Source organism: Marinobacter lipolyticus, assembly GCF_018424605.1.
Taxonomy (GTDB): Bacteria; Pseudomonadota; Gammaproteobacteria; order Pseudomonadales; family Oleiphilaceae; genus Marinobacter; species Marinobacter lipolyticus_B.
Map to the genome: position 1 here is coordinate 162,414 of NZ_QTKT01000007.1, position 23,854 is coordinate 186,267.

Annotated in this window: 21 protein-coding genes; 9 read left to right on the forward strand and 12 right to left on the reverse strand. The window is 60.5% G+C overall.

Annotated elements, in window-relative coordinates; all coding sequences use genetic code 11:
* Positions 1–40: 40 nt before the first annotated feature.
* The 4 genes from DYI22_RS11555 to dctP all read right to left on the reverse strand — a co-directional run bounded on the left by DYI22_RS11555 (position 41) and on the right by dctP (position 3,900).
* Complete coding sequence (locus tag DYI22_RS11555; protein ID WP_213478204.1) at positions 41–466, reverse strand: GlcG/HbpS family heme-binding protein; 426 nt, start codon at positions 464–466, stop codon at positions 41–43.
* 33 nt (positions 467–499) lie between these two features.
* On the reverse strand, positions 500–2,038 hold the full coding sequence (locus DYI22_RS11560) for a TRAP transporter large permease (protein ID WP_213478205.1): 1,539 nt from the start codon (positions 2,036–2,038) through the stop codon (positions 500–502).
* A complete protein-coding gene (locus tag DYI22_RS11565; RefSeq protein ID WP_213478206.1) occupies positions 2,035–2,748 on the reverse strand; it encodes a TRAP transporter small permease subunit in 714 nt (237 codons plus the stop codon). The genes DYI22_RS11560 and DYI22_RS11565 overlap by 4 nt, the downstream gene beginning before the upstream one ends.
* Positions 2,749–2,847: 99 nt before the next feature.
* Positions 2,848–3,900: a TRAP transporter substrate-binding protein DctP gene (gene dctP / locus DYI22_RS11570; RefSeq protein ID WP_213478235.1), complete on the reverse strand. Its 1,053-nt coding sequence runs from the start codon at positions 3,898–3,900 to the stop codon at positions 2,848–2,850.
* 337 nt (positions 3,901–4,237) lie between these two features.
* Between dctP and DYI22_RS11575 the strand changes: the two genes are divergently transcribed.
* From DYI22_RS11575 to astE, 6 genes are all read left to right on the forward strand, one after another.
* Complete coding sequence (locus DYI22_RS11575) at positions 4,238–4,996, forward strand: FCD domain-containing protein (RefSeq protein ID WP_213478207.1); 759 nt, start codon at positions 4,238–4,240, stop codon at positions 4,994–4,996.
* Positions 4,997–5,150: 154 nt separating this feature from the next.
* The gene (locus DYI22_RS11580) at positions 5,151–5,921 is read left to right on the forward strand and encodes an ABC transporter ATP-binding protein (protein WP_213478208.1); all 771 of its coding nucleotides are present in this window, start codon (positions 5,151–5,153) and stop codon (positions 5,919–5,921) included.
* A 99-nt stretch (positions 5,922–6,020) separates the two neighbouring features.
* A complete protein-coding gene (locus DYI22_RS11585) occupies positions 6,021–6,803 on the forward strand; it encodes a transporter substrate-binding domain-containing protein (RefSeq protein WP_213478209.1) in 783 nt (260 codons plus the stop codon).
* A gap of 51 nt (positions 6,804–6,854) precedes the next feature.
* On the forward strand, positions 6,855–7,559 hold the full coding sequence (locus DYI22_RS11590) for an ABC transporter permease (RefSeq protein WP_213478210.1): 705 nt from the start codon (positions 6,855–6,857) through the stop codon (positions 7,557–7,559).
* 3 nt (positions 7,560–7,562) lie between these two features.
* On the forward strand, positions 7,563–8,285 hold the full coding sequence (locus DYI22_RS11595; protein ID WP_213478211.1) for an ABC transporter permease: 723 nt from the start codon (positions 7,563–7,565) through the stop codon (positions 8,283–8,285).
* A gap of 165 nt (positions 8,286–8,450) precedes the next feature.
* Entirely contained in the window at positions 8,451–9,497 is a 1,047-nt protein-coding gene (gene astE, locus DYI22_RS11600; RefSeq protein ID WP_213478212.1) for a succinylglutamate desuccinylase, read from the forward strand.
* Positions 9,498–9,521: 24 nt separating this feature from the next.
* On the opposite strand, the gene DYI22_RS11605 is transcribed toward astE, so the two are convergent.
* Positions 9,522–12,548 (reverse strand): efflux RND transporter permease subunit, encoded by a 3,027-nt coding sequence (locus DYI22_RS11605; protein WP_213478213.1) that lies wholly within the window; start codon positions 12,546–12,548, stop codon positions 9,522–9,524.
* On the reverse strand, positions 12,548–13,627 hold the full coding sequence (locus DYI22_RS11610) for an efflux RND transporter periplasmic adaptor subunit (RefSeq protein ID WP_213478214.1): 1,080 nt from the start codon (positions 13,625–13,627) through the stop codon (positions 12,548–12,550). The genes DYI22_RS11605 and DYI22_RS11610 overlap by 1 nt, the downstream gene beginning before the upstream one ends.
* 189 nt (positions 13,628–13,816) lie before the next feature.
* Here DYI22_RS11610 and DYI22_RS11615 point away from each other — a divergent pair, with 189 nt between their 5' ends.
* On the forward strand, positions 13,817–14,467 hold the full coding sequence (locus tag DYI22_RS11615) for a TetR/AcrR family transcriptional regulator (RefSeq protein ID WP_213478215.1): 651 nt from the start codon (positions 13,817–13,819) through the stop codon (positions 14,465–14,467).
* On the opposite strand, the gene astB is transcribed toward DYI22_RS11615, so the two are convergent.
* The 6 genes from astB to DYI22_RS11645 form a co-directional block, all read right to left on the reverse strand.
* Positions 14,458–15,798 carry an N-succinylarginine dihydrolase gene (gene astB / locus DYI22_RS11620; protein WP_213478216.1) on the reverse strand — a complete coding sequence of 447 codons (1,341 nt, stop codon included), beginning with the start codon at positions 15,796–15,798 and terminating at the stop codon, positions 14,458–14,460. The two genes, DYI22_RS11615 and astB, sit on opposite strands and share 10 nt — an antisense overlap.
* 35 nt (positions 15,799–15,833) lie before the next feature.
* Positions 15,834–17,309 (reverse strand): succinylglutamate-semialdehyde dehydrogenase, encoded by a 1,476-nt coding sequence (gene astD / locus DYI22_RS11625; RefSeq protein WP_213478217.1) that lies wholly within the window; start codon positions 17,307–17,309, stop codon positions 15,834–15,836.
* Between the two features lie 30 nt (positions 17,310–17,339).
* Positions 17,340–18,455 (reverse strand): arginine N-succinyltransferase, encoded by a 1,116-nt coding sequence (gene astA, locus DYI22_RS11630; RefSeq protein ID WP_213478218.1) that lies wholly within the window; start codon positions 18,453–18,455, stop codon positions 17,340–17,342.
* A gap of 34 nt (positions 18,456–18,489) precedes the next feature.
* Positions 18,490–19,506 carry an arginine N-succinyltransferase gene (locus DYI22_RS11635; RefSeq protein ID WP_213478219.1) on the reverse strand — a complete coding sequence of 339 codons (1,017 nt, stop codon included), beginning with the start codon at positions 19,504–19,506 and terminating at the stop codon, positions 18,490–18,492.
* A 10-nt stretch (positions 19,507–19,516) separates the two neighbouring features.
* A complete protein-coding gene (locus DYI22_RS11640; protein ID WP_213478220.1) occupies positions 19,517–20,740 on the reverse strand; it encodes an aspartate aminotransferase family protein in 1,224 nt (407 codons plus the stop codon).
* 70 nt (positions 20,741–20,810) lie between these two features.
* Positions 20,811–22,262, reverse strand: a complete 1,452-nt coding sequence (locus tag DYI22_RS11645; RefSeq protein WP_213478221.1) for an exonuclease domain-containing protein — start codon at positions 22,260–22,262, stop codon at positions 20,811–20,813.
* A 161-nt stretch (positions 22,263–22,423) separates the two neighbouring features.
* Here DYI22_RS11645 and DYI22_RS17590 point away from each other — a divergent pair, with 161 nt between their 5' ends.
* Complete coding sequence (locus tag DYI22_RS17590; protein ID WP_266099175.1) at positions 22,424–22,936, forward strand: hypothetical protein; 513 nt, start codon at positions 22,424–22,426, stop codon at positions 22,934–22,936.
* A 49-nt stretch (positions 22,937–22,985) separates the two neighbouring features.
* Complete coding sequence (locus DYI22_RS17595; protein WP_266099176.1) at positions 22,986–23,633, forward strand: hypothetical protein; 648 nt, start codon at positions 22,986–22,988, stop codon at positions 23,631–23,633.
* Positions 23,634–23,854: the final 221 nt, after the last annotated feature.

Below are 23,854 nucleotides of genomic sequence, written 5' to 3' on the forward strand. Positions count from 1 at the left end.
ATCAGTCTCTGGGTATGAGTTGCTTGAGCTTTGACAGCGCTTAGCCCCGCTTGGTTTCAAAATGGTCGAGACCGGCCTGGGCACAGTCCATATCCTGCTGCGGTGTGCCGGAACTCAGGCCGATACCACCGACCACCTCGCCGTCGACTAGCACCGGCAGGCCACCGCCCACCGAGCTGAGGCGCCCGCCCACCTCGGTGTGAATGCCGAACGCCAGGCTGCCGGGCACATTCGCCTTGTTGTAATCGTGGGTGGCTTTTTTCGCCGCGGCGGCGGTGAAGGCCTTGTCCTGTGCGATGGTGACGCTGGTGATCTTGCCACCGTCCATGCGCTCGAAGGCGATCAGGTTACCGGACTCGTCCACCACTGCAATACACATGGGCACGCCAATGTCGCGGGCTTTTTCGGCCGCGCCTTCGATCAGTATTCTGGCATCGGCCAGATCGAGCCGGTTGATGGTCAGCATAGTCTTCTGCTCCTGTGATTCAGCAATCGTCGGTTAGCCATAAACGAGATTGGGCAGCCAGGTCACCACGCCCGGTATCAGCACGCAGATGAACAGGCCAAAGGCCTGGATCGCGAGGAAGACCAGCGAGGACTTGAAGATGGTGCCCATGGAAATATCCGGCGGGCACACGCCGCGGATATAGAACAGTGCATAGCCAAAGGGCGGACTGAGGAACGACATCTGCATATTCACCAGATACAGCACCCCGAACCACAGCACCACGTCTTCGCCGGCCACTGCGGGGAATCCGAGCAGCCCGGGAAATTCGAGCGCTTCCACAATGGGAATGAAGATCGGCACCGCCAGCAGCAGGATGCCCACCCAGTCCAGGAACATGCCCAGCACCACCAGCAGCACCATCAACAGTAGCAGCACACCGTAGGGTGACAGGCCGATGCCGAGGATGGATTCGGTGATGAAGTCCTGGCCGCCCTGCAGGATGTAGAAGCCGACAAACACCGAGGCGCCGAACATGATCCACAGCACCATGGCAGAGGCTTTGGCGGTGGTCACCGAGGCATCCCGCAGGGTGGCAATGGAGAACACCCGGTGTTTCATCGCCACCAGAATCGCGCCGAACGAACCGATACCGGCGGCCTCGACCGGTGTCGCAATGCCGCCAAACAGCAGCCCGAGCACCAGGAACACCAGAATGAGCGGGGCAATCAGGTCTTTCAGCAGCAACAGCTTCTGCTTGAAGCCGATACGCTCCTCTTCCGGCACCGGCGGCCCCAGCTTTGGATTGATCTTGGCGCGGATTCCGACATACAGCACGTAAAGACTGGAGAGAATCAAACCCGGAATCACCGACCCCAGGTACAGTTCGCCCACGGATTGCTGCGCCACCACGGCATAGAGAATCGCCAGAATGGAAGGCGGAATCAGGATCCCCAGCGTACCGCCGGCCATGATCGACCCGAGGGCAATCTTGTGGTCGTAACCCCGCTTGAGCATGGCCGGCAGGGCGATGATCCCCATGGTGACAACCGCAGCGCCGATTACGCCCACCATGGCCGCCAGGATGGTCGAGGCTACAATCGTGGCGATGGCCAGGCCGCCGCCAATGCCGCCCATCCACTTGTAGACCACGTTGAACATTTCCTCGATCAACCCGGCCCGCTCCAGCATGGAGGCCATGAAGATGAACAGCGGAATGGCCGCCAGATCCGAGTTGGTCATCATCGGGAAGATGCGGCTCGGCACGATGTTGAGCATCAGCGAATCGCCGACCAGATAGATGAAGGCGATGCCCAGACCACCGGTCACGAACGCCAGCGGCAGCCCCATCATCAGCGCCACCAGCAGTGACCCGAACATCAGGTAGGTCAGCGTGCCGATATCGACATCGGACAGCACCCCGGAGAATTTGAACAGGAATTTCTCATCACTGAAGGGGTCGTAGAACACGATATTGATGACTTCCACCAACATCACAAAACACAGGACCACCGTGGCAATGATCATCAGCCAGGTGCCCAGCTTTCCGGTCAGGTTGCCGGAGCCTTGAGGATTAACCGTTGTTGACGTCATGCGCGCTGCTCCCGGCCAAGATAAACGAAGGTGGCGATGTCTTTAATCAGCTTCGACAGGCCCGCCAGCAATAACAGAATGGAGCCCAGCAGCATCATGGCTTTGACCGGCCAGTATTGGATGCCCCAGGTTTCCACCGTGCGTTCGTCCATGGAGTAGGAGTTCTGGAAAAAGGTCCAGGAGGTGATGATCAGCGCAAGCGCAAACATGAAAAAGAACATCGAGGTGAAGATGTCCATGCCCACCCGGCCGCGGGGCGGCAGGAAGTTGTAGACCACGTCCACCCGCACATGGGCGCCGTGCAGTAACGCAAAGGCGCCGGCCAGCAGGTACTGCATGCCGAACAGCAGAAAACTGGCTTCATGTACCCATATGGTGGGCTGGTTGAAAATGTAGCGCATGACCACTTCGAAAAAGTAGAAGACCACCGCGTTGACCGTCCAGAACGAGATGAACAAGCCGGACTTCTCACTGATCCAGTCGACGGATTTGGTGAACCAGTTACCCTCGTAGGTGTAACCGATGGTGCCTTTCATTTCCGCTTCAATCTGCTGAAGTTTCTGATTGGCTTCGGCGTTCAGGTCAATTGCCTGCTTGCCCCGTTTTGCCGACCACCGGTCCAGGGCCATCATGATCAGCGGCATTACCGCCAGCCAGCCCCAGTAGAACCAGTGGGGCAGCACAAAGCCAAAGGCGCTCAGATCAGACATGTTGTTACTACCTCAATCACAGCGCGGGGAAGGGAGCGAATGCGTTGTCACAGCACTCCCTGCCCTTCCCCGCTTTATGGCTGCTATCAATGTGAAGGCTTACATGCCCTTGATGTCTTCCTCGTCGATGTAGCCGACGGTGTCGTTCATCATGTAATCCAGCTGCATTTCGAAAATGGCCTTGGCGTCCTCGTCCTTGTTTGCCCAGTTGTACCAGATCGGAATGGCCTTCTGACGGAATGCCTCCATGTCTTCCTGGCTCAGGCGTGTGACCTGGTTACCGTCGGCCTTGAATTTCTCCATCGCCTCAATATTGCGCTTCTGGATGGTGAGGTAGTGGGTCTGGGAATAGCTGCGCACCTGTTCTTCCACCAGGGCCTGCAGCTTGGGATCAAGATTGTTCCAGGCCCGCAGGTTGACGGTCAGGTCCATCAGATCCACCGGCTGATAGATGGACATCACACCTGGGGGGCCAAACATGATGTAGTCGGTGACCTGGGAGAAACCCAGCTCATAGTTCACCGCCGGGCCAACGTAATCCGCCGCGTCGATGGTGCCCTTCTCCAGCGCCGGGAAAATATCGGAGCCGGGCAGGCTGACGGTCGACACGCCAAACTGCTGGAAGACCTCGGCCACCATGCCACCCGGCACCCGCATCTTCATGCCTTTCATGTCCGCCAGGCTGTTCACCGGCTTCTTGGAATGAATGATGTTGGCATCGTGCTGGATCGGCCCAACGTAGAACAGGCCGTACTTCTTGTAGATCTCACGGGTCTTTTCCAGCATGCCCAGTGAGTAGAACATGGTGTCCCACTGGTGGGGCTGGTCCGGGCCGGCCGGGTAGGACGACAGGAACACAGAGGCCGGAATTTTGCCGGACCAGTACAGCGTGAACGGGTTCATGCCCTGCAGTACGCCGTTGCGGACCGCATCAAACAGTGCGTTGTTGTCCGCCGCAACCGATTTGGCCGGGTACGGCTTGAAGATCAGCTCACCATTGGATTTCTCCTCGATGCTCTCGCACCATTCCTCAAACAGGTCATAGCCGACGGTGCCGGCGTCCCAGACGGACTGGATTTTCCAGGTGGTGGCAGCGTGCGCCTGTCCGGCGCCCATGAACATGGCGCCGCAGAGCGCGGCTCCCACAGCCATGGTTTTGAGAAAACTCCTGCGGGGTGGCGTAGCGCCCGCATCACAGCGACTTTCGATGGTTTCGTTGATGTTCATCGACACATCTCCGTTGACTTTGTTGTTATCAGAGTAAGGCCAACACCAGCAGAGGCCGGCATTACTAGGATATTCGTCGGCCAACCGCGATTCGTCCAGCCAATTGCCAACTGGTCGGACCAGTTTTTCAGGGGGATGAAATGGACGAAATCGCTCTGGTAGGCCATAGTTAGCGGGCTGGGAAGCGATCACGCAGATGGACTTTTGACACTCAGGGCAACCAGCAACTGGTCCGACCACCAGAACCCGACGGGCAGATCAGATGGGCATATCACAGGAAATATCCTACCGGCTGGAACGGCTGATTCTCGACGGCGGCCTCGCCCCCGGCCAGAAAATCCCCTCGGAGCGGCAACTGGCCGCGCGCCTTGGCGTATCCCGGGCCATTATTCGCGAAGCATTGCATGAGCTGCAGGGCCGCGGTGTGATTCAGACCCACCACGGCAAAGGCTCGTTTGTGGCCAGCATCCTGCCGGCCACGGAGGATCTCGATGATCGCAGCCCGCTGGCCCACCTGTTCGCCGGGCATCCGCGCACGCTGTACGATCTGCTCGAAGTGCGGGAACAACTGGAAGGCCAGGCGGCGCTGTTGGCCGCCCAACGCGCCACCGCCATGGACAGACATCGCATCACCAAGGCCTTCCGGGTACTGGAGAGCACCGATCCGCTGAGCAACGCCCGCCCGGACCATGGCTTCCACCAGGCCATTGTCGAAGCCTCCCACAACCCGATTCTGGTCCATGTACTGAACGGCCTGAAGAACATGATGCTGCTGACGGTGCAGGCTTCGGTTGCCAACCTGAACCCACGGGAAGAAATGCGTCGTTCCATCATGCGGCAACACAAGCAGATCTATCAGGCCATTATGACCGGCAAGCCAACTGCCGCCCGCAAGGCGGCCATGGCCCACGTACGTTTCGTGGGGGATTCCATGCGCACACTGGAGCGCCAGGGCGCCAAAGTGATCCGGGTATCCCTGAGCGCCGACGCAACAGGCCGGGGTCTGACGCCTTCCGCCTGAAGCGGCAAAAAACTTGCATTGACCACACAGTGCGACACAATGACGTGGCGGCATCTGCAGCGAATTGCCCGAAAACCGGCGACAAGAAGTCTTGATTTCCGCTGCCACAGTCCGTAAAACATGCGCCTTTGAATGACAGCCCCAGGAGTCACCCATGGCGGACCAAGCGCCTTTGATCTGCAGGGATATTCACAAAACCTTTGATCAGCTCGAAGTACTCAAAGGAATTTCACTGGAAACCCGAAAAGGTGATGTGGTTTCCCTGATCGGCAGTTCCGGCTCCGGGAAGAGCACTTTTCTGCGTTGCATCAACCTGCTGGAAACACCCACGTCCGGCGACATTATCGTGCACGGCGACCCAATAAGGTTCACCACCAACCGCAGGGGTGAACGGATTCCCGCCGACAACAAACAGGTTGAACTGATCCGCGCCAAACTCTCGATGGTGTTCCAGAGCTTCAATCTGTGGTCCCACATGACGGTGCTGGAAAACATCATCGAGGCGCCGGTCAACGTATTGAAGGTACCGAAAAAGGAAGCGATTGAACGCGCCGAGGCCTACCTCAATAAGGTCGGCATTTACGAACGCAAGGACTATTATCCGGCCCAGATGTCCGGCGGCCAGCAGCAGCGTGCCGCGATTGCCCGGGCGCTGGCGATGGAGCCGGAGGTCATGCTGTTTGACGAGCCCACCTCCGCACTCGACCCGGAACTGGTCGGCGAGGTGTTGAGGGTCATGCAGGGTCTGGCCGAGGAAGGCCGCACCATGATCGTGGTCACTCACGAGATGGCATTTGCAAGGGATGTGTCAAGTCAGGTCCTGTTTTTGCATCAGGGCGTGATCGAGGAACAGGGTACACCGGAAAAGGTGTTTGATAACCCGGACTCGGAACGCATGAAGCAGTTCCTGGCTCCCAACTTCTGACACTCGGTGCTATCTTGAACCGGTGTAGAGGTGAAAAAGCTTGGAAAAAGCTTTGATAAAAAATAAAGCCCGAAAGGCAAACCACTGGAGAAGTGACACATGAAGAAACTGATAATTGCAGCAAGCTGTGCCCTGGCCATGGCCAGCGGCGTAGCCCAGGCGCAGGAAAGCAGCAGCGTGGCGGAAGGCACCGAACCGAGACACCTGCGCATCGCATTTGACGTTCCCTACGAGCCTTTTGAATATAAGGACGAAAATGGCGAGCTTACCGGTTTTGAGGTAGAACTGGCTGATGCTATGTGCGAGCAGATGAACGCAAGCTGCCAGTTCGTGATTCAGGCATGGGATGGCATGATTCCTGGTCTGCTGGCGCGCAAGTTTGATCTGATCATGTCCTCCATGTCGATCACTCCCGAGCGCGCCGAACGCGTCCTGTTCTCCGAGCCGTACTACAACACCCCGGGCGGCTGGTTCGGCCCCGAAAGCTTCGATACCGATGTGACCGATATGGAAGCGATGGAAGGCAAGACCGTCGGCGTTCAGCGCGGCACCACCATGGACACCTACGTCACTGAGGAAATGGGCGGCGTGGTTAACATCAAACGCTACACCACCGCTGACGATATGGTACTGGACCTCGAAGGCCAGCGCCTGGACGTGGTTTTCGTAGATTACCCGGTGGGTGAGCAGACCGTACTGAACAAGGAAGGCTTCAAGGAAGTGGCGGAGCCGGTCAAACTGGGCGAAGGCGTTGGCGTGGCTATGCGCAAGCGCGATGGCGAGATTGCCCGCGAGGTGAATGAGGCACTGCGCATCCTCAAGGAAAATGGCACCTACGACGCCATCATGGAAAAGTACTTCGCTTACGACATCAAGATGTAAAACTGCTTCAGGGGCGGCCCTTACGGCCGCCCCTGCTTACCGGACATTCCCATGCTTGATTTGAAAGGCTACGGCCCGGCCCTGATGGAAGGGGCAGTGGTTACCATTGAACTGGCCTTCCTCTCCCTAGCCGTTGCCATTGCCCTTGGGCTGATCGGCGCCTCCGCCAAGTTATCGGACAATCGCTTCGCCAAAGGGGCAGCGACCGCCTATACCACGCTAATCCGGGGCGTTCCCGACCTGGTGATGATGCTGCTGTTCTATTACGGCGGCCAGGTGGCGGTGAACATGCTGTCGGACTATATCTGGGAAACCTACGAAATCGACTTTTTCTTTCAGTTCGACCCCTTTATTTCCGGTGTGGTCACCATCGGACTGATCTTCGGTGCCTACATGACCGAGACCTTCCGCGGCGCCTTTCTGGCGGTGGAATCCGGTCAGATCGAAGCCGCCCGCGCTTACGGGTTTACCCGCTGGCACACCTTCCGTCGCATCATGTTTCCCCAGATGCTGCGCCATGCCCTGCCGGGTATCGGCAACAATTGGCAGGTGCTGCTGAAAACCACCGCACTGGTCTCTATCATCGGCCTGACCGATATGGTCCGGGTGGCGGAAGAAGCCGCGAAGGCGGAACGCATGCCGTTCCATTTCTTTATCCCGGTGGCGTTCGTGTACCTGGCGCTGACCGCGGGTTCGGAGCTGTTTATTAAGTGGCTCGACAAACGTGCCAATGTTGGCGTGGTTCAGGGAGGTTGATGCATGCCTGATTTCATCGCCCAGTGGCTCAATCAGAACGAAATTTTCACCACCATGACGCTGATGGAATACTGGGGCGGCATGGTGACCACCGTGCAGCTGGTGTTCCTGTCGCTGGTGATCGGTCTGCTGGTGGCGGTGCCACTGGCCATTCTGCGTACGGTGCGCAATCCGTTTGTGTCCGGCCCCGTGTGGTTCTATACCTACATTTTCCGCGGTACGCCGCTGCTGATTCAGCTGTACATCATCTACTACGGTCTGGCGCAGATTGAGGGTATCCAGGAAACTTTCTGGTGGGAGATTTTCCGCGAGCCGTTCTATCCGGCCCTGCTGGCCTTTACCCTGAACACCGCGGCCTATACCACGGAGATTATCCGCGGGGCGATTGTGTCGACGCCCAACGGTGAAATAGAAGCTGCCAAGGCCTATGGCATGAACTGGTTCATGCGGATGCGGCGAATTGTGTTGCCCAGTGCGGCGCGTCGGGCAGTGCAGGCGTATTCCAATGAGGTGATCTTCATGCTGCACGCCAGTGCGATTGCCAGTGTGGTGACTATTGTGGATCTGACCGGGGCGGCGCGTAATATTTACTCGCGGTTCTATGCGCCGTTTGATGCGTTTATCTTCGTGGCGTTGCTGTACATGCTGCTGACGTTTGCGCTGGTGTTTGCCTTCCGCAAGCTGGAAAATCATTTGTTGAAGCATCAGCGGCCTTTGAATTCCTGACTCTGGTTTACAGGATCGGCTAATGGTGCAAGGCCAGCCGACAGGAGCGCCTCCCGGGAACCGCTACGAGCACATCCATGTGCGCTTCTTTCAGGCCGTCCCTGGCCTTCAAGATTCCCGGAAGGCGCTCCTGCCGGCTGGCCCCAGACTCTATCCGGGGATTCTATGGAACTGAGAAACCGTCTTTTTGGAGAGCACCCCGATTGGCTGGCCCACACCCTTGCCAACGCCGCCGATCAATTGCCCGAACTGAAAACCCAACTGCCGGACGGCACTCGCGTGGTTCGTCGGGAGGTTGGTGTGCTTGAATTCAGCCCGCCGTCAGACCGCCCGAACCCGAACCGGGAGGCGTTGATTGTCTCCGCCGGTGTTCACGGTAACGAGACCGCGCCCATTGAGGTACTGAACGCGCTGGTGACGGAGTTGCTGAACGGCGAGTGGTCGCTGGCCTGTCCGGTGTTGCTGATTCTGGGCAACCCGCCGGCGATGGTGGCCGGGGAGCGGTTTCTTGAGGTGAACATGAACCGGCTGTTCCACGGCGCGCACGGCAAGGCGGACTATCAGGGCCTGCAGGAGGCGGCCCGGGCGCAGTTTCTGGAGGAGACCTGCCGCCAGTTCGCCACGCTGCATCCCCGCAACCTGTGCCACTACGATCTGCACACGGCGATTCGCCCATCCCAAAGGGAAAAGTTTGCCCTGTACCCGTTTGTGGAGGGCCGGAAGGTGCCACAGGCTCAGTGTGAGTTTCTGCTGGAGGCCGGTGTGGAGACGCTGCTGCTCCAGCACCGGGAAGGCACGACGTTTTCGTCGTTTTCATCCTCGGTGCTGAAGGCTGAGAGTTTCACCATCGAGTTGGGCAAGGTTCAACCGTTCGGCAAGAATGATTTAAGTCGTTTCCGGGGTATCGGCGATGCCCTACGCCGGCGCTTCTGCGGGGGTGAGCCGGTCCAGCCCGAGCCGCCCCATGACCGGCTGGCGGTGTTTGAGGTGGTGGATGAAATCCTCAACACCGGCAACGGTTTCCGCTTTCATGTGCCGGATGATGTGGCCAATTTCACGGAGTATGCCCCGGGCACGCTGATCTGGGAGGATCAAGAAACACAGTACCGGGTCGGACATTCGCCGGAGTCGATTGTGTTTCCCAACCCGGAGGTTCCGGTCGGTCAGCGGGTGGGCTTGTTAATCAGGCCCCGGCAGTTGCTCGGGGCCTGATGCTCTTTGCCACTTTCCGGCTGCTCAGGCCGGAGCGTTTTGCGGCTCCGCCACTTTGCAGCGGATGACCCGGGTGCAGACCGAGGGGATCACCAGCAGGGTCAGTACGGTGGACGCCAGCAGGCCGGAGATGATGGCCCAGGCCATGGGCGGCCACAGGGTGGAGCTGGAGAATGCCAGTGGCAGCAGGCCGGCCACGGTGGTGGCCGTAGTCAGCAGGATCGGCCGCGTGCGCTGCTCCACCGCAATGCGTACCGCGTCGCGAATGGCTTCTCCTTTCTCCAGCTGCCGGTCCATCACGTCCAGCAGTACAATGGCGTTGTTCACCACAATACCAACCAGCGCAATCACGCCGAGCAGGGACTGGAAGCCGAACGGCGACCCCGACAGCACCAGCCCCGGGAAAATGCCGACGGTCGCCAGCGGCACGGTGAGCAGGATAATGCCCACTCGACGGAACGAGTTGAACTGGATCAGCAGGAAAAACAGCAACAGCAGTATGCCGATGGGCGCTGTGGTGAGCAGCGCACTGTTGGCGTCGTCGGAGCCTTCCGCATCGCCGCCCATTTCCAGCCGGGTTCCCGGCGGCAGGGGATTCTCCACCAGCTGGGCATCGAGCCCGGCCAGCGCCTGACTGAAGCCATAGCCGGTCAGCAGGTTGGCGGTGACGGTGTTCATGCGCACACCATTACGCAAGTATCGTGCGGCCGGCTCCCATGAGGTTTCCACCGAGGTCACCGCCGCCAGCGGCACAGCGTCGCCCCGGTGGTTGTAAATGTTCACCGACAGCAGGCGCGACAGGGATAACCGGGTGCCCTCGCGGGATCTCAGCACCAGGGGAATCGGGTCTTCTTCCTGGCGGTACTGCTCGGCCACGACCCCGAAACTCTGACCATAAAGGCTCTGGGCCACGTCCGACCGGTTGATGCCGTAGCGGGCGGCGCTGGCATCATCAACGTTGATCGCAATGCTGGGCACGCCAACGTCGAGATCGTGGCGCACGTCCACCGTGCCTTCGACCCGGCGCAGGGCGGAGAACACCCGTTCGGTCGCCGCAGCGCGGGTCTCGTCATCGGCATGATACACGCGAACTTCCACCGGCGCGGCGCGGGGTGGGCCCTGCCCCAGTATTCCCACGGACAGGTTCAGCTCCGGCAGGTGGGTATTGGCGTAGTCACGGATCCACGGAATCAGATCGGTGGTATCGGCCAGCGTCGGTGTCGACACCACAATACGGCCCCGGTTCGGCGCCTGGGGGGCGCGCTGCAGGTTGTAATAGAAGCTGGGCCCGGTAAACCCGGTAAAGCGATGCACCCTGACCGCTTCCGGGCGCTGGCGAATGGCGCGCTCCAGATCGGCCGCCACCGAGGAGGTGCGTTCCTGATCCGTGCCTTCGGGCATGTAGAGTTCCACGATGACCTGTGGCCGATCGGCATTGGGGAAAAACTGCTGCTTCATGAAGGGCGTCAGCGCCAGGCTGACCGCCACCAGGGCAAAGCCGCCGATCATCAGCCTGCCCGGCATCCGCGATACCAGCCCACCGAGGTAGCGGGCCAGACCCGTCAATCGGTCGCTCTGGCTCGCCTGACGGGGCTTGAGAAACCGCGCGGCAAGCAAGGGTACCGCCGATATCGCCAGCAGGTAACTGACCGACAGGGTGAGCATGATCATCACCGGCACGCCCCGGGTAAAATCCGCCGTGCCGCCCTTGGACAGCAACAGTGGCGCGAAAGCCGCCAGGGTGGTGCCGGTGGAGGCGCCCAGCGGGCCGGCGAGTTCCCGCACCGACCCTCTCAACGCATCCAGCCGGCGCATGCCGTTGTCGAGGTGACCCTGAATGCTCTCGACGATAACGATGGCGTTATCAATCAGAATGCCCAGGGAAATGACCATGCCGATGACGGCAATCTGATGCAGCACGCCCCCGCCCAGGTCGTACAAGCCGACGCTGATCAACGCCACCATTGGCAGGATAGAGGCCACCAGCAGCCCCATGCGGATACCCATGCCGGTAAACACCACCGCCACGATGATCAGCACCGACAACACCAGACTCCAGGCCAGGTTGTCCAGGCGCTGCTCCACCTTATCCGGCTGGAAGAACATCTCCCGCAACTGGTAGGGCGCAAAATCACCACGGATCTGCGCCAGCCGGGTCCGTACCCGTTCACCGAAGCGGATAGCGTCGGTGGTGTCTTCTTCCATGATGATGGACACCAGCACCACCCGCTCGCCATCAAACCAGGTTTCCGGCTGCCGTGGTTCCTGAGGGCCCCGCCATACCTCTGCGGCGGCGGCCAGCGGCACCTGGGAGCCGTCGGGCAATTCAATGGGGGTGGCGCGTATGGCGTCGATATCTGCGAATTCGCTGTTGGGCAACACCGACATCCGTCGGCCATCCACCACCACAAAACCGCCGGGTATGGTCTGGTTGCGCCGCGACAGTGTCTCCAGCACCCGCGCCGGAGAAATACCGAGGCGAAACATGGCCGCGTCGTCCAGAGCCAGAGTGATCTGCTCGTCCGCATCTCCCTCCAGCTCGATCCGTGAGACGCCGGGTACGTCGGCCAGATTCCTCTTCAGGCGCTCGGCCACCTTACTCAGCTCGGTGACCGAGGAGGAACCGGCCACCGCCAGAACGATGGCCGGGATATCAATCATCCGGTCATCGAGCGACATCTGGCCGACGTCGTCGGGGAAATCCAGTCGCGCCCGGTCCATGGCCTGGCGCACCCGGTCCCACGCCGAGTCTGTGTCGTAAATGGTGTCGTTCAGCCGCACCTGCACAATGGCCACGCCGGTTCTCGCCGTCGCCTGGGTGAAGTCCACTTCCTCCACCTGTCGCAGCTCATCCGCCAGCGGGTTCAGCACCAGACGTTCCACCGCATCCGCCGTGGCGCCCGGGTAGTTCACCGTGACCATTCCGGCGCGGTACGGAAACGACGGATCTTCCTGCCGCGGCATGGTGCTGTAGGCGGCGATACCCAACAGACACAGCATGGTGACCACCATGCCCAGCAGGCGCTGGTAGTTCAGCAGCCGGGCGCCCATCACCGCACCTCCACGGCGTCACCGTCAGAGAGGCGGGTCATGCCGGCAAAAACCACCTGATCGCCCGGTTCCAGGTCATCGGCGCCCACCACCACGCGTTCGCCGATCACTCGTTGCACGGTCACCGGCACCCGGTGCGCAACGCCGTCAGCCACCCGGAATACGCTGGCACCGCCGGAAGATTTCATCACCGCCAGCAGCGGCACCGTGGTTGCGACCACCTGAGTGGGGGTAATGCCCACTTCCACAGGTTCGCCCGGCTCCAGCGTATCAGCAGGCACGCTCACCAGCACCGGATGCAATTCGCCGCGGACGCCACCGGCCTGGGCAATCTCGACAATGGAGCCGATGGCCGGTGGGCGGGTGCGATCCTGCACCGACCACACGGGCAACAGCTGCCCAAGGGTCACGTGGCCGAGCATGTAAGCCGGCACCCGCACTTCCACTTCCCGGCCGTCGGGGGAGGACAACCGCATGACCGGCTGCCCGGCAGCGACAAACTCATCGCGCTCCACCAGCAGCGCCTCGACCCGCCCGGCAAACGGCGCCTTCAGCACACTTTCCGCCAGCAGGCGGGAGGCCTCGGCAAGGGCGGCGCGGGCGGTGGCCACGCTGGCCTTGAGACCATCACGACGCGCTGCAATCTGCTCAAGGTTCTGCTCAGACACCACGCCCCGCTCATGCAACCGGCTGGAACGCTCCCACTCCCGTTTCGCCTGATCGTACTGGGTATTCAGCTCGTCCAGCCGCGCCTGCGCGGAATCCCTCGCCGGTTCCAACGCCGGATTGTAGACCCGTGCCAGCACGTCGCCGGCAGCCACTTCCTGACCCAGCTCTACCGCCCGTTCCCGCAGCGTACCGCTGACCTGAAACGTCAGGGTGGCCCGCTGGGTGGCGCGGATAATGCCGGAGAAACGCAGGGGAATGCCTTCGGTCTGCCCGCCGCGGACCTCCGCCGTTCGCACGGAGACGGCCGGTGCGGCGGTATCCGTCGACGTACCCTGGGATTTACAGCCGGCCAGCGACAGCAGTGCAGCGGTCAGCAGAAGTAGTGTGCAGAGGTATCGTTTTGAAGTCATGGTCCGTCCTTCCTTCCATGGCTGTGGTGATGGTCTGCCCCGTTCCGTGGGAGCGGCTGGGATGTGAATGAAACTTTGTTTAAGACATAATGTCATTCTTTGACAATTTGTCAATAATCAGCTTTCATTCCACATCAGCTATTATGAAAACGCAGTTTCCAGCCGCCGAAGTAACCATGGGAAGTCGCCATGAGCGAGAAGTTGAAGACACGCAGAGAAAGGGAAAAACAGGCCCGTTATGACGCGATCCTGGACGCTGCCGAATTGGTGTTCTCGGAAAAGGGCTACGATCGCACGTCCATGGACGACATTGCCCGCACCGCCAGCCTGAGCCGCGCCCTGCTCTACGTCTACTTCAAGGACAAGGCCGCCATTCAGCGCGGCATCATGCTGCGTGCCGGGCAAAGCCTGTGCCGCCGCTTTGAGCAGGCGCGGGACACGGCCACCAGCGGCCTGGCGCAGATCAGTGCTATGGGGGTGGCGTACTGGCGCTTCTACGTGGAACAACCGGATTACTTCTCAGCGCTGACCAAAGCCTCGACCGCGATGACCGAGGCCGACGAACAGCAGGCGCAGGACATGCTGTGCTCCAAATCCGAACTGATGGACCTGATGGAAGGGGCGATTCGCCTGGGCCTGGAGGATGGCACCATGAACCGGGAGCGGATTCACGACCCGCACCAGACGGCCCTTTACTTGAGAGGGGCACTGCACGGGGTCATTCTGCTGTGCCAGAGTGAAATCGGAGAACCGGAGCGGGCGACAGACACCGGAAAATTCGCCGCCGACGCCCTGATCCGTCACACCATGGAGATGCTCACTTCGTCCATTCAGAGCTGAAAATCGTACACCGAGCCCAGGCCCAGTATGCCGGTCAGTTCGTCGAGCGCCTTGTGAACTTCCTCCAGCAACATCGGATCGGCCAGATCCTCGGTGGCCAGCTCTTCCCGGTAATGGGCCTCAACCCAGGTGGTCAGACGCTCGTAGAGCGCGTCATTGAGCAGCACCCCATGGTGCATGGCTTTCAGCTCATCGTCGTTCAGCGCGACGCGCAAACGCAGGCACGCCGGGCCACCGCCGTTGCGCATGGACTGCTTGACGTCAAACACTTCCACAGCGGTGATCGGGCTGTCGCCCCGGACCAGATCGTCCAGATATCGACTGACTGATGCCACTTCCCGACACTCCCCCGGAACCGCCAGCAACATGCCATCGGCGGTGTTCAGCAACTGGCTGTTGAACAGGTAGGAGGCCACCGCATCTTCAATCGGCACCTCGGCGCTGCTGACCCGCACTGCCTGCAACTCGGTATCGGTCAGGCGGCTGCGAATATCCGCCAGTACCCGCTCTTCGTCCAGAAACGCCAGCTCGTGATAGAACAGCGTATTGGCGTTGCCCACGGCGATCACATCGTTATGAAATACGCCGGCGTCGATGGCGGCGGGATTCTGCTGGGCGAACACCACGTGGCGATCGCTGAGGCCGTGGAGGCGTGCAATCGCCTGGGAGGCCTCCATGGTCTGACGCGCCGGAAACCGGGTGGGCGCCGGCGCCTGCTCGTTGAACGCCACCTGGCCATAAACGAACAGCTCCACCCCGGGGTCGCCGTAGCGGCTGCACAGGCGAGTGTGGTTGGCAGCGCCCTCGTCACCAAACTGGCTCACCGACGGCAGCGCCGGATGGTGGGCAAACCAGGCTTCGTCAGAAAATATCGATTTCAGCACCCGCCCGGTCACCACATGCTCGATGGAGCGATGGAACTTGGCGCTGAGATTGGCCGGCGTAAAGTGCACCCGGTGGTCCGCGGTATCGGCGCTGGGAGACACGGTCGCCGCGTTGGCGGTCCACATGGCGGACGCCGACGACACCGCGGCCAGTATCGACGGGTGCTGTCGCGCCGCGGATTCCAGAATGGTCTGGTCTGAACCGTTGAAGCCCAGGGCCCGCAAGGTCGGAATATGGGGCCGCTCGTGGGGCGGCAGGATGCCCTGAACGTACCCCCGGTCCGCCAGCCGTTTCATTTTGGCCAGCCCCTGCAGTGCCGCTTCTTTTGGCCGGGACACCGCGTTCACATTGGATTTCGACGCCACATTGCCCCAGGACAACCCGGCGTAGTTGTGAGTGGGGCCGACCAGGCCATCGAAATTGGCTTCTACAGCGTGCTTGGGCATGTGCGGGTCCGTTGTGTTGATCCAGGAATCAGGGCTCAGTCGAAATTCAATCCGGGCGCCAGGCTGTCCGGCACCTCACTCTTTCTGGCCTCCAGCGAGGCCATCGGCCACGCGCAGTAATCCGCAGCGTAATAGGCGCTCGGGCGATGGTTACCACTGGCGCCGACACCCCCGAAAGGCGCGGCGCTGCTGGCGCCGGTCAGCGGACGGTTCCAGTTGACGATCCCTGCCCGCACCTCATCCGCCAGGCGTTCGTACAGCTTGCGGTCATCGGTCAGAATACCCGCCGACAGGCCGTAGCGGGTATTGTTGGCCAGCTCCAGGGCGTCATCAAAACTCTTGTAGCGAAAGACGGTCAGCAGCGGACCGAAGAATTCCTCGTCGGTCAGATCCAGCCCGGTCGCGTCCAGTATGCCGGGGGACAGCAGGCCGGTATCCGCTTTCAGCTGTTTCATTTCCAGCAGTGAAACAGCGCCTTTGTCGATCATACTGGCCTGGGCCTCCAGCAGCTTCCCGGCCGCTTCGGCAGAAATAACCGAGCCCATGAATGGCTGGGGCTCCGCATCGAACTCGCCCACCTTAATGCGCGCCGCCACCTCGGTCAGCCGCTCGATGAAGCGATCGCCTTTGGCGCCCTTGGGCACCAGCAGCCGGCGGGCGCAGGTACAGCGCTGACCGGCCGACAGGAAAGCCGACTGCAGGGCGTGATGCACCGCGCCGTCAATGTCGGCCACATCCTGGACGATCAGCGGGTTGTTTCCGCCCATCTCCAGCGCCAGGATTTTTTCCGGCTGGCCGCCGAACTGTTCGTGCAGCAGGTGCCCCACGGTGGAGCTGCCGGTGAAGAACAGGCCGTCAATGCCTGGGTGGCGGGCAAGGGATTTGCCCGTCGCCGCCGCACCCTGCACCAGATTGATCACGCCGTCCGGCAGACCGGCGTGCTCCCACAGCTTCACCGTCAGCTCGGCTACCCCGGGGGTCAGCTCACTGGGTTTGAATACGACGGTATTGCCCGCCAGCAGTGCAGGCACAATATGGCCGTTGGGCAGGTGGCCGGGAAAGTTGTAGGGCCCGAAGACGGCCACCACGCCATGGGGGCGATGGCGCAATACCGCATGACCACCGGCGACTTCCGATTCGGAGTGGCCGGTACGCTGGTTGTAGGCGCTGATGGAGATGCCGACTTTGCCGATCATCGCCGCCACTTCGGTACGGGATTCCCACAGCGGTTTGCCGGTTTCCAGGCCGATCTGGTGGGCCAGTTCCTCCTTGTGGGACTCCAGCAGGCCGGCAAAGGCCTCCACAACGGCCTGACGCTCGGCGAAGGATTTGCGGCGCCATTTTACGAAGGCGGCGCGGGCCTCTCGCACGGCGGCGTCCACATCAGCCAGGCTGGCACTGGTGCCTTCCCAAACCGTATCGCCGGTCACCGGCTGCACCGACTCGAAGGGCTCGCCATGGCCCTGCAGCCAGAGACCATCTATAAACAATTCGCCTGTCAGACTCGCCATAACGTGCATCTCCCGGTTCTTGAATTCGGTTCAGTCAGCCCGATCCCTGTGGAAACGGCCGGCGCGCCCCGGTTCCTTTGATTCCTCACTGGCGGCCAGGGCCTGCGGGCCCGCATCTTTCAGCGGCGCCAGGCGTACCTGATCCCCGGACTCCACCAGCAGAACGTCCGCAACTTCTCTGGGCACGGTTACAGTATCAGGCCCGATGCAGTGCGCGGGTATGGTGGTTACCCGAAAGTCGCGGAAGGATTGATTGGCAATCATCACCCGCTCCGACGTGGCCACGTCAAGATCCACCGGCTTGCGGCTGATCAGCACATGACGGTGCACACTCTCCCGCACGGTGCGGATGTTGTGGACGAACGCCTCCACCACCGGTCCGCCATCGAAAATATCCACCAGACCGTTGAAGTTGAATCCCTCCGCCTGCAGCATTTTGAGCGCCGGCGCAGTGTTGTCGTGGACCAGGCCGATCACCGCCCGCGCGGCGTCCGGCAGCATGGGTACGTAGATCGGATACTTGGGCATCAGCTCGGCAATGAAGGATTTGTTACCCAGCCCGGAGAGCATGTCGGCCTCACTGAATTCCATATCGAAGAACTGACTGCCCAACGCATCCCACAACGGGCTACGCCCCTGCTTGTCCGACACCCCGCGCATTTCCGCGAACACCTTCTCGGAAAAGTGCTTGCGAAAACTGTCCAGATACAGGAACCGGCAGCGCGACAGCAGCAGCCCGTTGCCGCCGCCGCGATGGCTGTCGGACAGCAGCAGCGAACAGATTTCGCTGGTGTCCGTCATATCGTTGGACAGATGCAGGGTCGGCGTTCGGACGTGCACCCCCATCTCTCGCGACGCGTTGACCGTCACGCTCAACCGGTAATTGTAGAACACCTCGTCCAGACCTACCCGGGCCTGGATGCCACTGATGCCCACGCACTGTTTCAGCTCGGTATCTTCCAGCGCAAACAGGTACAGGCCGGCTTCCGGCGCACAGCGCTGGTTGAAGGTTTCGCGGGTGTGGTTGATCTTGCGCTCCAGCAGGTCCCGGTCCGCAGGCAGCGTGGTCAGACCCTTGCCCGCGTTCTGGGCCATGAGGTACAGATCATCAAGATCGCTCTCCAGTAACGGGCGAATCACCAGCATACGCGCCTCCCCGGGTCAGTCAGCCTTGAACGGTTCATAGCGGAGCAATCCTCACTTCATCCCCGGCGCTGCGCGCGAGTGCCTGCCAGGTTTTCACCGGGACCTTGACCTCGTTCTTGAGGGTTTCACCCAGGGTGGTCAGCGTGCAGCGGAAGTCGCCATCCTGCCCGGCGGAAATCAGACAGGTTTCCCCGTCCTCGCCGTGGGCGGCGTGGAGTACCGAGCGATGGCTGGTCACCACCGTTCTCAGGCTGTCCGTTCGTGCTTCCAGCACCGGACCCGCATCGAAGATGTCCATATAGCATCCCGGCTGAAAGCCTTCCTGCTGGAGCAGCTCGAACGATGGCACAGAGAGCTCGTGGGGCCGCCCCAGCGCCTCTTGCGCGGCCGCCGTCAGCATGGTCACGTAGATCGGATTCGGCGGCATCAGCTCGGCAATGAAGGTTTTACTGAGCAGGCCGGAGTGTTTGTCGGCGGTGTCGAAGTCCATATTGAAGAAGTGACGGCCCAGGCTATCCCAGAATGGTACCCGACCGTCAGCGGTCTGCACCCCCTGAATCTCAACCACCATGCGGCTGGAAAACCGCTCCCGGTTCTCCGCCACAAACAGCAGCCGCGCGCGGGCAAGCAACTCGAACGGCGCCTTGCCCTTCAGCGCCGGGTCGATGGCAAACGCACAGAGCTGGGTCATATCCGTCAGCGCGTGGGACGGATACAGCACCTCTACCCGGCGGGAAACCCCCAGTTCGTGGGAGGCATGAATCAGCGCGTCGCGGCGATAGTTGTAGAACGGCTGACCGTTACCCGCTTTCGCGTCGATACCGGCGGCACCGTGAATCGCGCCGGTATCGGTATTCTCAAGCACGAACAGATAGCGCGCCGATTCGCCCCCCCGGAGCTTGCCCGCAAAGGAGCGAATTGAATGCTCGATCTTGGCAGCAACCGCTTCCTCCTGTTTCGGCAGCGTTGACGACAACCGGGCGCCCTGCTCACCGGAGATGCTCAGCACACCTTGCAGATCACCCGCTTCAACCGGCCGGACCAGCCACATAACGTCTTCCTTATTTGCTTCCCGCAACCAGCTTTTTGACGGCCGCCTCGAAGCGCTCCAGCGCATCGTCGATGTCGGATTCGGGAATGATCAGCGAGGGCGCCAGGCGGACCACATTCGCACCAGCAATCAGCACCATGACCCCTTCGTCCAGTCCGGCGTTGAGGAATTCCTTGGCCTTACCCTGCCACTTCTCGGTAAGCACACAGCCAAGCAACAGCCCGGCACCGCGGACTTCGCTGAACACACCGTAGCGCTCGCCAATATCCATCATGCCTTTGCGCAGGTGTTCCGAGCGTGCCTTCACGCCTTTGAGAATCTCCTGCTGGCTGACGGTATCGACCACCTTCTGGGCCACCGCACACGCCAGCGCATTACCGCCATAGGTGCTGCCGTGGGTGCCGACGCCGAGGCTGGCGGCGATTTTGGCGGTGGTGAGCATGGCCGCGACCGGGAAACCGCCACCAAGCCCCTTCGCGCTGGAGAGGATATCCGGAACCACATCATACATTTCATAGGCATAGAGATGGCCGGTGCGGCCAACACCGCTCTGAACCTCATCGAACACCAGCAAGGCGTCGTTTTCGTCACACAGCTGACGCAGCCCTTTCAGGAACTCCGGATCGGCCGGCATGACCCCGCCCTCACCCTGGATCGGCTCGACCACAATGGCGCAGGTCTTTTCTTTCGACACCAGTTTGCGCACCGATTCCAGATCGTTGAAGGTGGCGTGGTGAATGCCGCCCGGAGCCGGCTCGAAGCCTTCCAGATACTTTGGCTGCCCACCAACACTGACCGTAAACAGGGTGCGGCCGTGGAACGAGTTGGTGAAGGAAATGATTTCGTTCTTCTGCGGACCGAAATGCTCCCAGGCATACCGGCGCACCAGTTTGAACGCCGCCTCGTTGGCCTCGCCACCGGAGTTGGCGAAAAACACCCGCTCGGCGAAGGTGAGATCGCAAAGGGTCTTGGCCAGCCTCAACGCCGGTTCATTGGTCATCACGTTGGACAGGTGCCAGATTTTCTCGGCCTGATCGGTCAACGCGCCGACCAGACCGGGATGGGAATGGCCGAGGCAGGTCACGGCGATGCCGCCCTGAAGATCCACGAATTCGCGCCCGTCCTGGTCCCAGATTCGTGAGCCCTCGCCCCGCACCGGAATGATGGAACCGGGGGCGTAATTGGGCACCATGACTTGATCAAAAAGTTCGCGACTGACGGGTTCTCTGTTCATCGTGTTCTCTCAACGGTTCTGGCAAAAAAACGGTTCAACATAATAGAAAGCTGGCTTTATCATACGCCACTCAGGGCATCAACACATCCGGTTCACCCACCGCCGGCAGCTCCAGCACCGTCAGCGAACGACCATCACGCCCCATCAGCGCCTTCACCAGCAACTTGTAGGAATCCAGATCAAAGGTTACCGCCTGACCGCGCAGGGTCAGATCATGGAGCTCCGCTTCACTGTGCACGGTGGCCACGTGCATCCAGTTGTACACCACCAGAATGTCGGTCACACCGGTGAACCGGTTACGCTCCACCACCCCCACCGGCCCCTGCCAGGGCCAGGTGTTCAAACGCAAGGCGTGGAACGCAATCTGCATCCGCAGGTTATAGCGCACTGCATCTTCACGCCCTTCACAGGCCCCCTTGCAGCGGCCCAGGGTGCGCTGAAAACAGGGACCGTCGTGGTCCGGCTCCAGCCCCAGCAACTTGTTACACAGCTCGTTCTTGGCGGCAATGCCGCTGAGCGCTTTCTCGGCATCGCGCTTGCTGCGGAACAGACCGTAATAATCCCCCAGCCGGTCGGGCTGAATTTCCCGTACTAGCCGCGCCTGAAGATACCCGGACTCGGTGGCGGCCAGCTCGATGCTGACCAGGTTCTTCGCCGCCCGTGAACGGCGGTTGAACATCGGCTTCAGGGTCTTGATCTGCTTCAGCTCCAGCAGCAAGGCACCGAGTTCGCCGGCGGTCTCGGTCCATTCCACCCTGCGCAGGCTCTCCGACATCCGCACGCCACGGGTGGAGTTGTGATCGCCGGAAAAATGCGACGCCACCCGCTGGGCAATGTTGGTGCTCTTACCGACGTACAGCAGCACCTCATTTTCACCATAGAACCGGTAAACACCCGGCGCTCGGGGCAGCTCGTCCAGAACGTCCACCGGCAGATGGGAAGGAATACTGGGGCGCTGCAGCAACGCCTTGATCGCCTCGGCCACCGGGGCCGTGCCGTGCTCCGCCAACGCGTGGGTGAAAAACGCCAGCATCGCGGATACATCCCCCATGGCACGATGACGCTGGACCTGCGCCAGCCCGTGGCGCTCGATCAGCGCATCCATATTGTGCCGGCGATACTGGGGATACAGCCGCCGGGACAGCTTCACGGTGCACAGCACCTTCGCCGAAAACAGCCGCCCCAACCGACGGAATTCCGCCTTGATAAAGCCGTAGTCGAACCGGGCGTTGTGGGCGACGAAAATGGTGTCCTTCAGCTGTGCTTCCAGCTCGTCGGCAATGTCCTCGAACAGCGGGGCATCCGCCACCATCTCGTTGGAAATGCCGGTGAACCTTTCGATGAAGGGCGAAATCCGGGTTTGCGGGTTGAGCAGCGTCTGCCACTGCCCAACCACCTCGCCCGCACGCCAGAACCGGATACCGATCTCGGTGATCCGATCGTGGGAGGAACTGCCTCCCGTGGTCTCTATATCAAGAAAAGCGAACGTTGCGCTGTCCAGATCCGTCGTTTTGGAAGTCATAACTTAAAGCTACGTGGAAAAGAGAATCGCAGATGGCTGTAAAGCAACAGATTAGATCTATAGACATTCGTCTAATTAATGCACGAATTTATTTGAAATGTCATAAATTCGTAACTACTTTGAAGTGGGTCCAACAAAAATAATGTGTGGAGACAACAACAATGCAAAGTAACAAACTGAGAATGGCAATTCGCGCAACGGCTGCTGTGGCTGTACTGGGGGTCGCCGGGCAGGCAAGCGCGCTGGAACTTTCTACCGGTGATTTCGAAACTTCTCTTTACGGGTATGCCCGCCTTAACGCAAGTTACGATATCGACAGCGACCAGGCGCTGAGCACCCGCTCAGGTTCCTATGACGGCCTTGCCGGAAACGACGACGCGGCCGAGGGCCATTTCGGTGCGGACGCCGTACAGACTCGCATCGGCGTCAAGACCACGACTCCTCAAGGGGTGAACGTTACGGTTGAAGGCGATTTCCGCGGCGGCACTCTGCGACTGCGTCACGGCTTTGGTGAATACAAAGGCGTGCTGCTGGGTCAGACCTGGTCCAACTTCACCAGCTTCGTGGGCAACACATCCACTCTGGACTTCGATTCACTGCCGGGCCTCGCCGGCCTTCAAGGTCGTGTCGCCCAGGCCCGTTACACTACGGGGCTCACTCTCCATCGCTCTTGAAGATCCCAATGCTTCAATTCTCGGAAGAGCCCCAGTTACTGAACAGAGATTGGGTACTGACGGAGTTTTAACGGACGTTGAAACGGGCGCCTTCGAGGCTACCGGTCTCGACGACACCAAAGACTCCATGCCGGCCGTTACTGCTCGCCTGGAAGACTCTGAGGGCGGCCTTTCCTATTCGGCTGCTGTCCTGGCCCATCAGGTTGGCTACGATGATGGCTCTGACGACGAAAGCTCCTTCGGTTTCGCAACCTTTGTTGCAGCGAAGATGGCTCTGACCGACATGATCACTATCCAGGGTACCCTGAGCTACTCCGACGGCGCCAACAGCTACCTGTATCGCTCCGGCGATAACTTCGGCGCGGAAAGCGCGTACGTTGATGGCAGCGGCGATGTCGAGACCATTTCTGGTTACGGTGGTTCACTTGGTGCAGGATTCAATCTTGGCGGTGGACGCAGCATCAACGTGGGCTACGGCCTGGTCGAAGTTGACTGGGACGACGCTGAAAGCGATCTGGGCTCTGCCATTGTCGCCGACAAGAGCGAAACCAACTCTGCGATCATGGCCAACTACCAGTGGACTCCGGTTCAGAACGTCATGATGGGCGTTGAATACCAGTTCCTGAGCCGTGAAAACGTGGACGGCACCGACGGCGATGCCAACCGCATCCTGTTTGCTGCTCAGTACAACTTCTAAGCGTCTTTAGAAGTTAGCTCAGGAGAAACCCCGGCCCCGCCGGGGTTTCTTTTTTAGTGCTTCCGCAAGATTCCTGCACCACGTCGACGCACCCCCACAACCGGCAGGTTTTCCCTGCCACTCACTTTCCTTTTCAGTTCAACAATCTGCGCGCACTCCTGTGACCTGGCATACCTGATGCAAAGACAAATAGGAATCCAGAGTGACGGACCACACTCCGC

Bases quoted from the DNA above. Each gene is read 5' to 3' on its own strand.
- DYI22_RS11575 (WP_213478207.1), top strand. From the start codon at position 4,238: ATGGGCATATCACAGGAAATATCCTACCGGCTGGAACGGCTGATTCTC.
- astD (WP_213478217.1), bottom strand. From the start codon at position 17,309: ATGGCGAGTCTGACAGGCGAATTGTTTATAGATGGTCTCTGGCTGCAG.
- DYI22_RS11585 (WP_213478209.1), top strand. From the start codon at position 6,021: ATGAAGAAACTGATAATTGCAGCAAGCTGTGCCCTGGCCATGGCCAGC.
- DYI22_RS11640 (WP_213478220.1), bottom strand. From the start codon at position 20,740: ATGAACAGAGAACCCGTCAGTCGCGAACTTTTTGATCAAGTCATGGTG.
- DYI22_RS11555 (WP_213478204.1), bottom strand. From the start codon at position 466: ATGCTGACCATCAACCGGCTCGATCTGGCCGATGCCAGAATACTGATC.
- DYI22_RS11610 (WP_213478214.1), bottom strand. From the start codon at position 13,627: ATGACTTCAAAACGATACCTCTGCACACTACTTCTGCTGACCGCTGCA.
- DYI22_RS11580 (WP_213478208.1), top strand. From the start codon at position 5,151: ATGGCGGACCAAGCGCCTTTGATCTGCAGGGATATTCACAAAACCTTT.
- DYI22_RS11635 (WP_213478219.1), bottom strand. From the start codon at position 19,506: ATGTGGCTGGTCCGGCCGGTTGAAGCGGGTGATCTGCAAGGTGTGCTG.
- DYI22_RS11615 (WP_213478215.1), top strand. From the start codon at position 13,817: ATGAGCGAGAAGTTGAAGACACGCAGAGAAAGGGAAAAACAGGCCCGT.
- astE (WP_213478212.1), top strand. From the start codon at position 8,451: ATGGAACTGAGAAACCGTCTTTTTGGAGAGCACCCCGATTGGCTGGCC.
- DYI22_RS11595 (WP_213478211.1), top strand. From the start codon at position 7,563: ATGCCTGATTTCATCGCCCAGTGGCTCAATCAGAACGAAATTTTCACC.
- DYI22_RS11560 (WP_213478205.1), bottom strand. From the start codon at position 2,038: ATGACGTCAACAACGGTTAATCCTCAAGGCTCCGGCAACCTGACCGGA.
- DYI22_RS11590 (WP_213478210.1), top strand. From the start codon at position 6,855: ATGCTTGATTTGAAAGGCTACGGCCCGGCCCTGATGGAAGGGGCAGTG.
- DYI22_RS11645 (WP_213478221.1), bottom strand. From the start codon at position 22,262: ATGACTTCCAAAACGACGGATCTGGACAGCGCAACGTTCGCTTTTCTT.
- DYI22_RS11565 (WP_213478206.1), bottom strand. From the start codon at position 2,748: ATGTCTGATCTGAGCGCCTTTGGCTTTGTGCTGCCCCACTGGTTCTAC.
- dctP (WP_213478235.1), bottom strand. From the start codon at position 3,900: ATGGCTGTGGGAGCCGCGCTCTGCGGCGCCATGTTCATGGGCGCCGGA.
- astA (WP_213478218.1), bottom strand. From the start codon at position 18,455: ATGCTGGTGATTCGCCCGTTACTGGAGAGCGATCTTGATGATCTGTAC.
- DYI22_RS11605 (WP_213478213.1), bottom strand. From the start codon at position 12,548: ATGGGCGCCCGGCTGCTGAACTACCAGCGCCTGCTGGGCATGGTGGTC.
- astB (WP_213478216.1), bottom strand. From the start codon at position 15,798: ATGCCCAAGCACGCTGTAGAAGCCAATTTCGATGGCCTGGTCGGCCCC.
- DYI22_RS17590 (WP_266099175.1), top strand. From the start codon at position 22,424: ATGCAAAGTAACAAACTGAGAATGGCAATTCGCGCAACGGCTGCTGTG.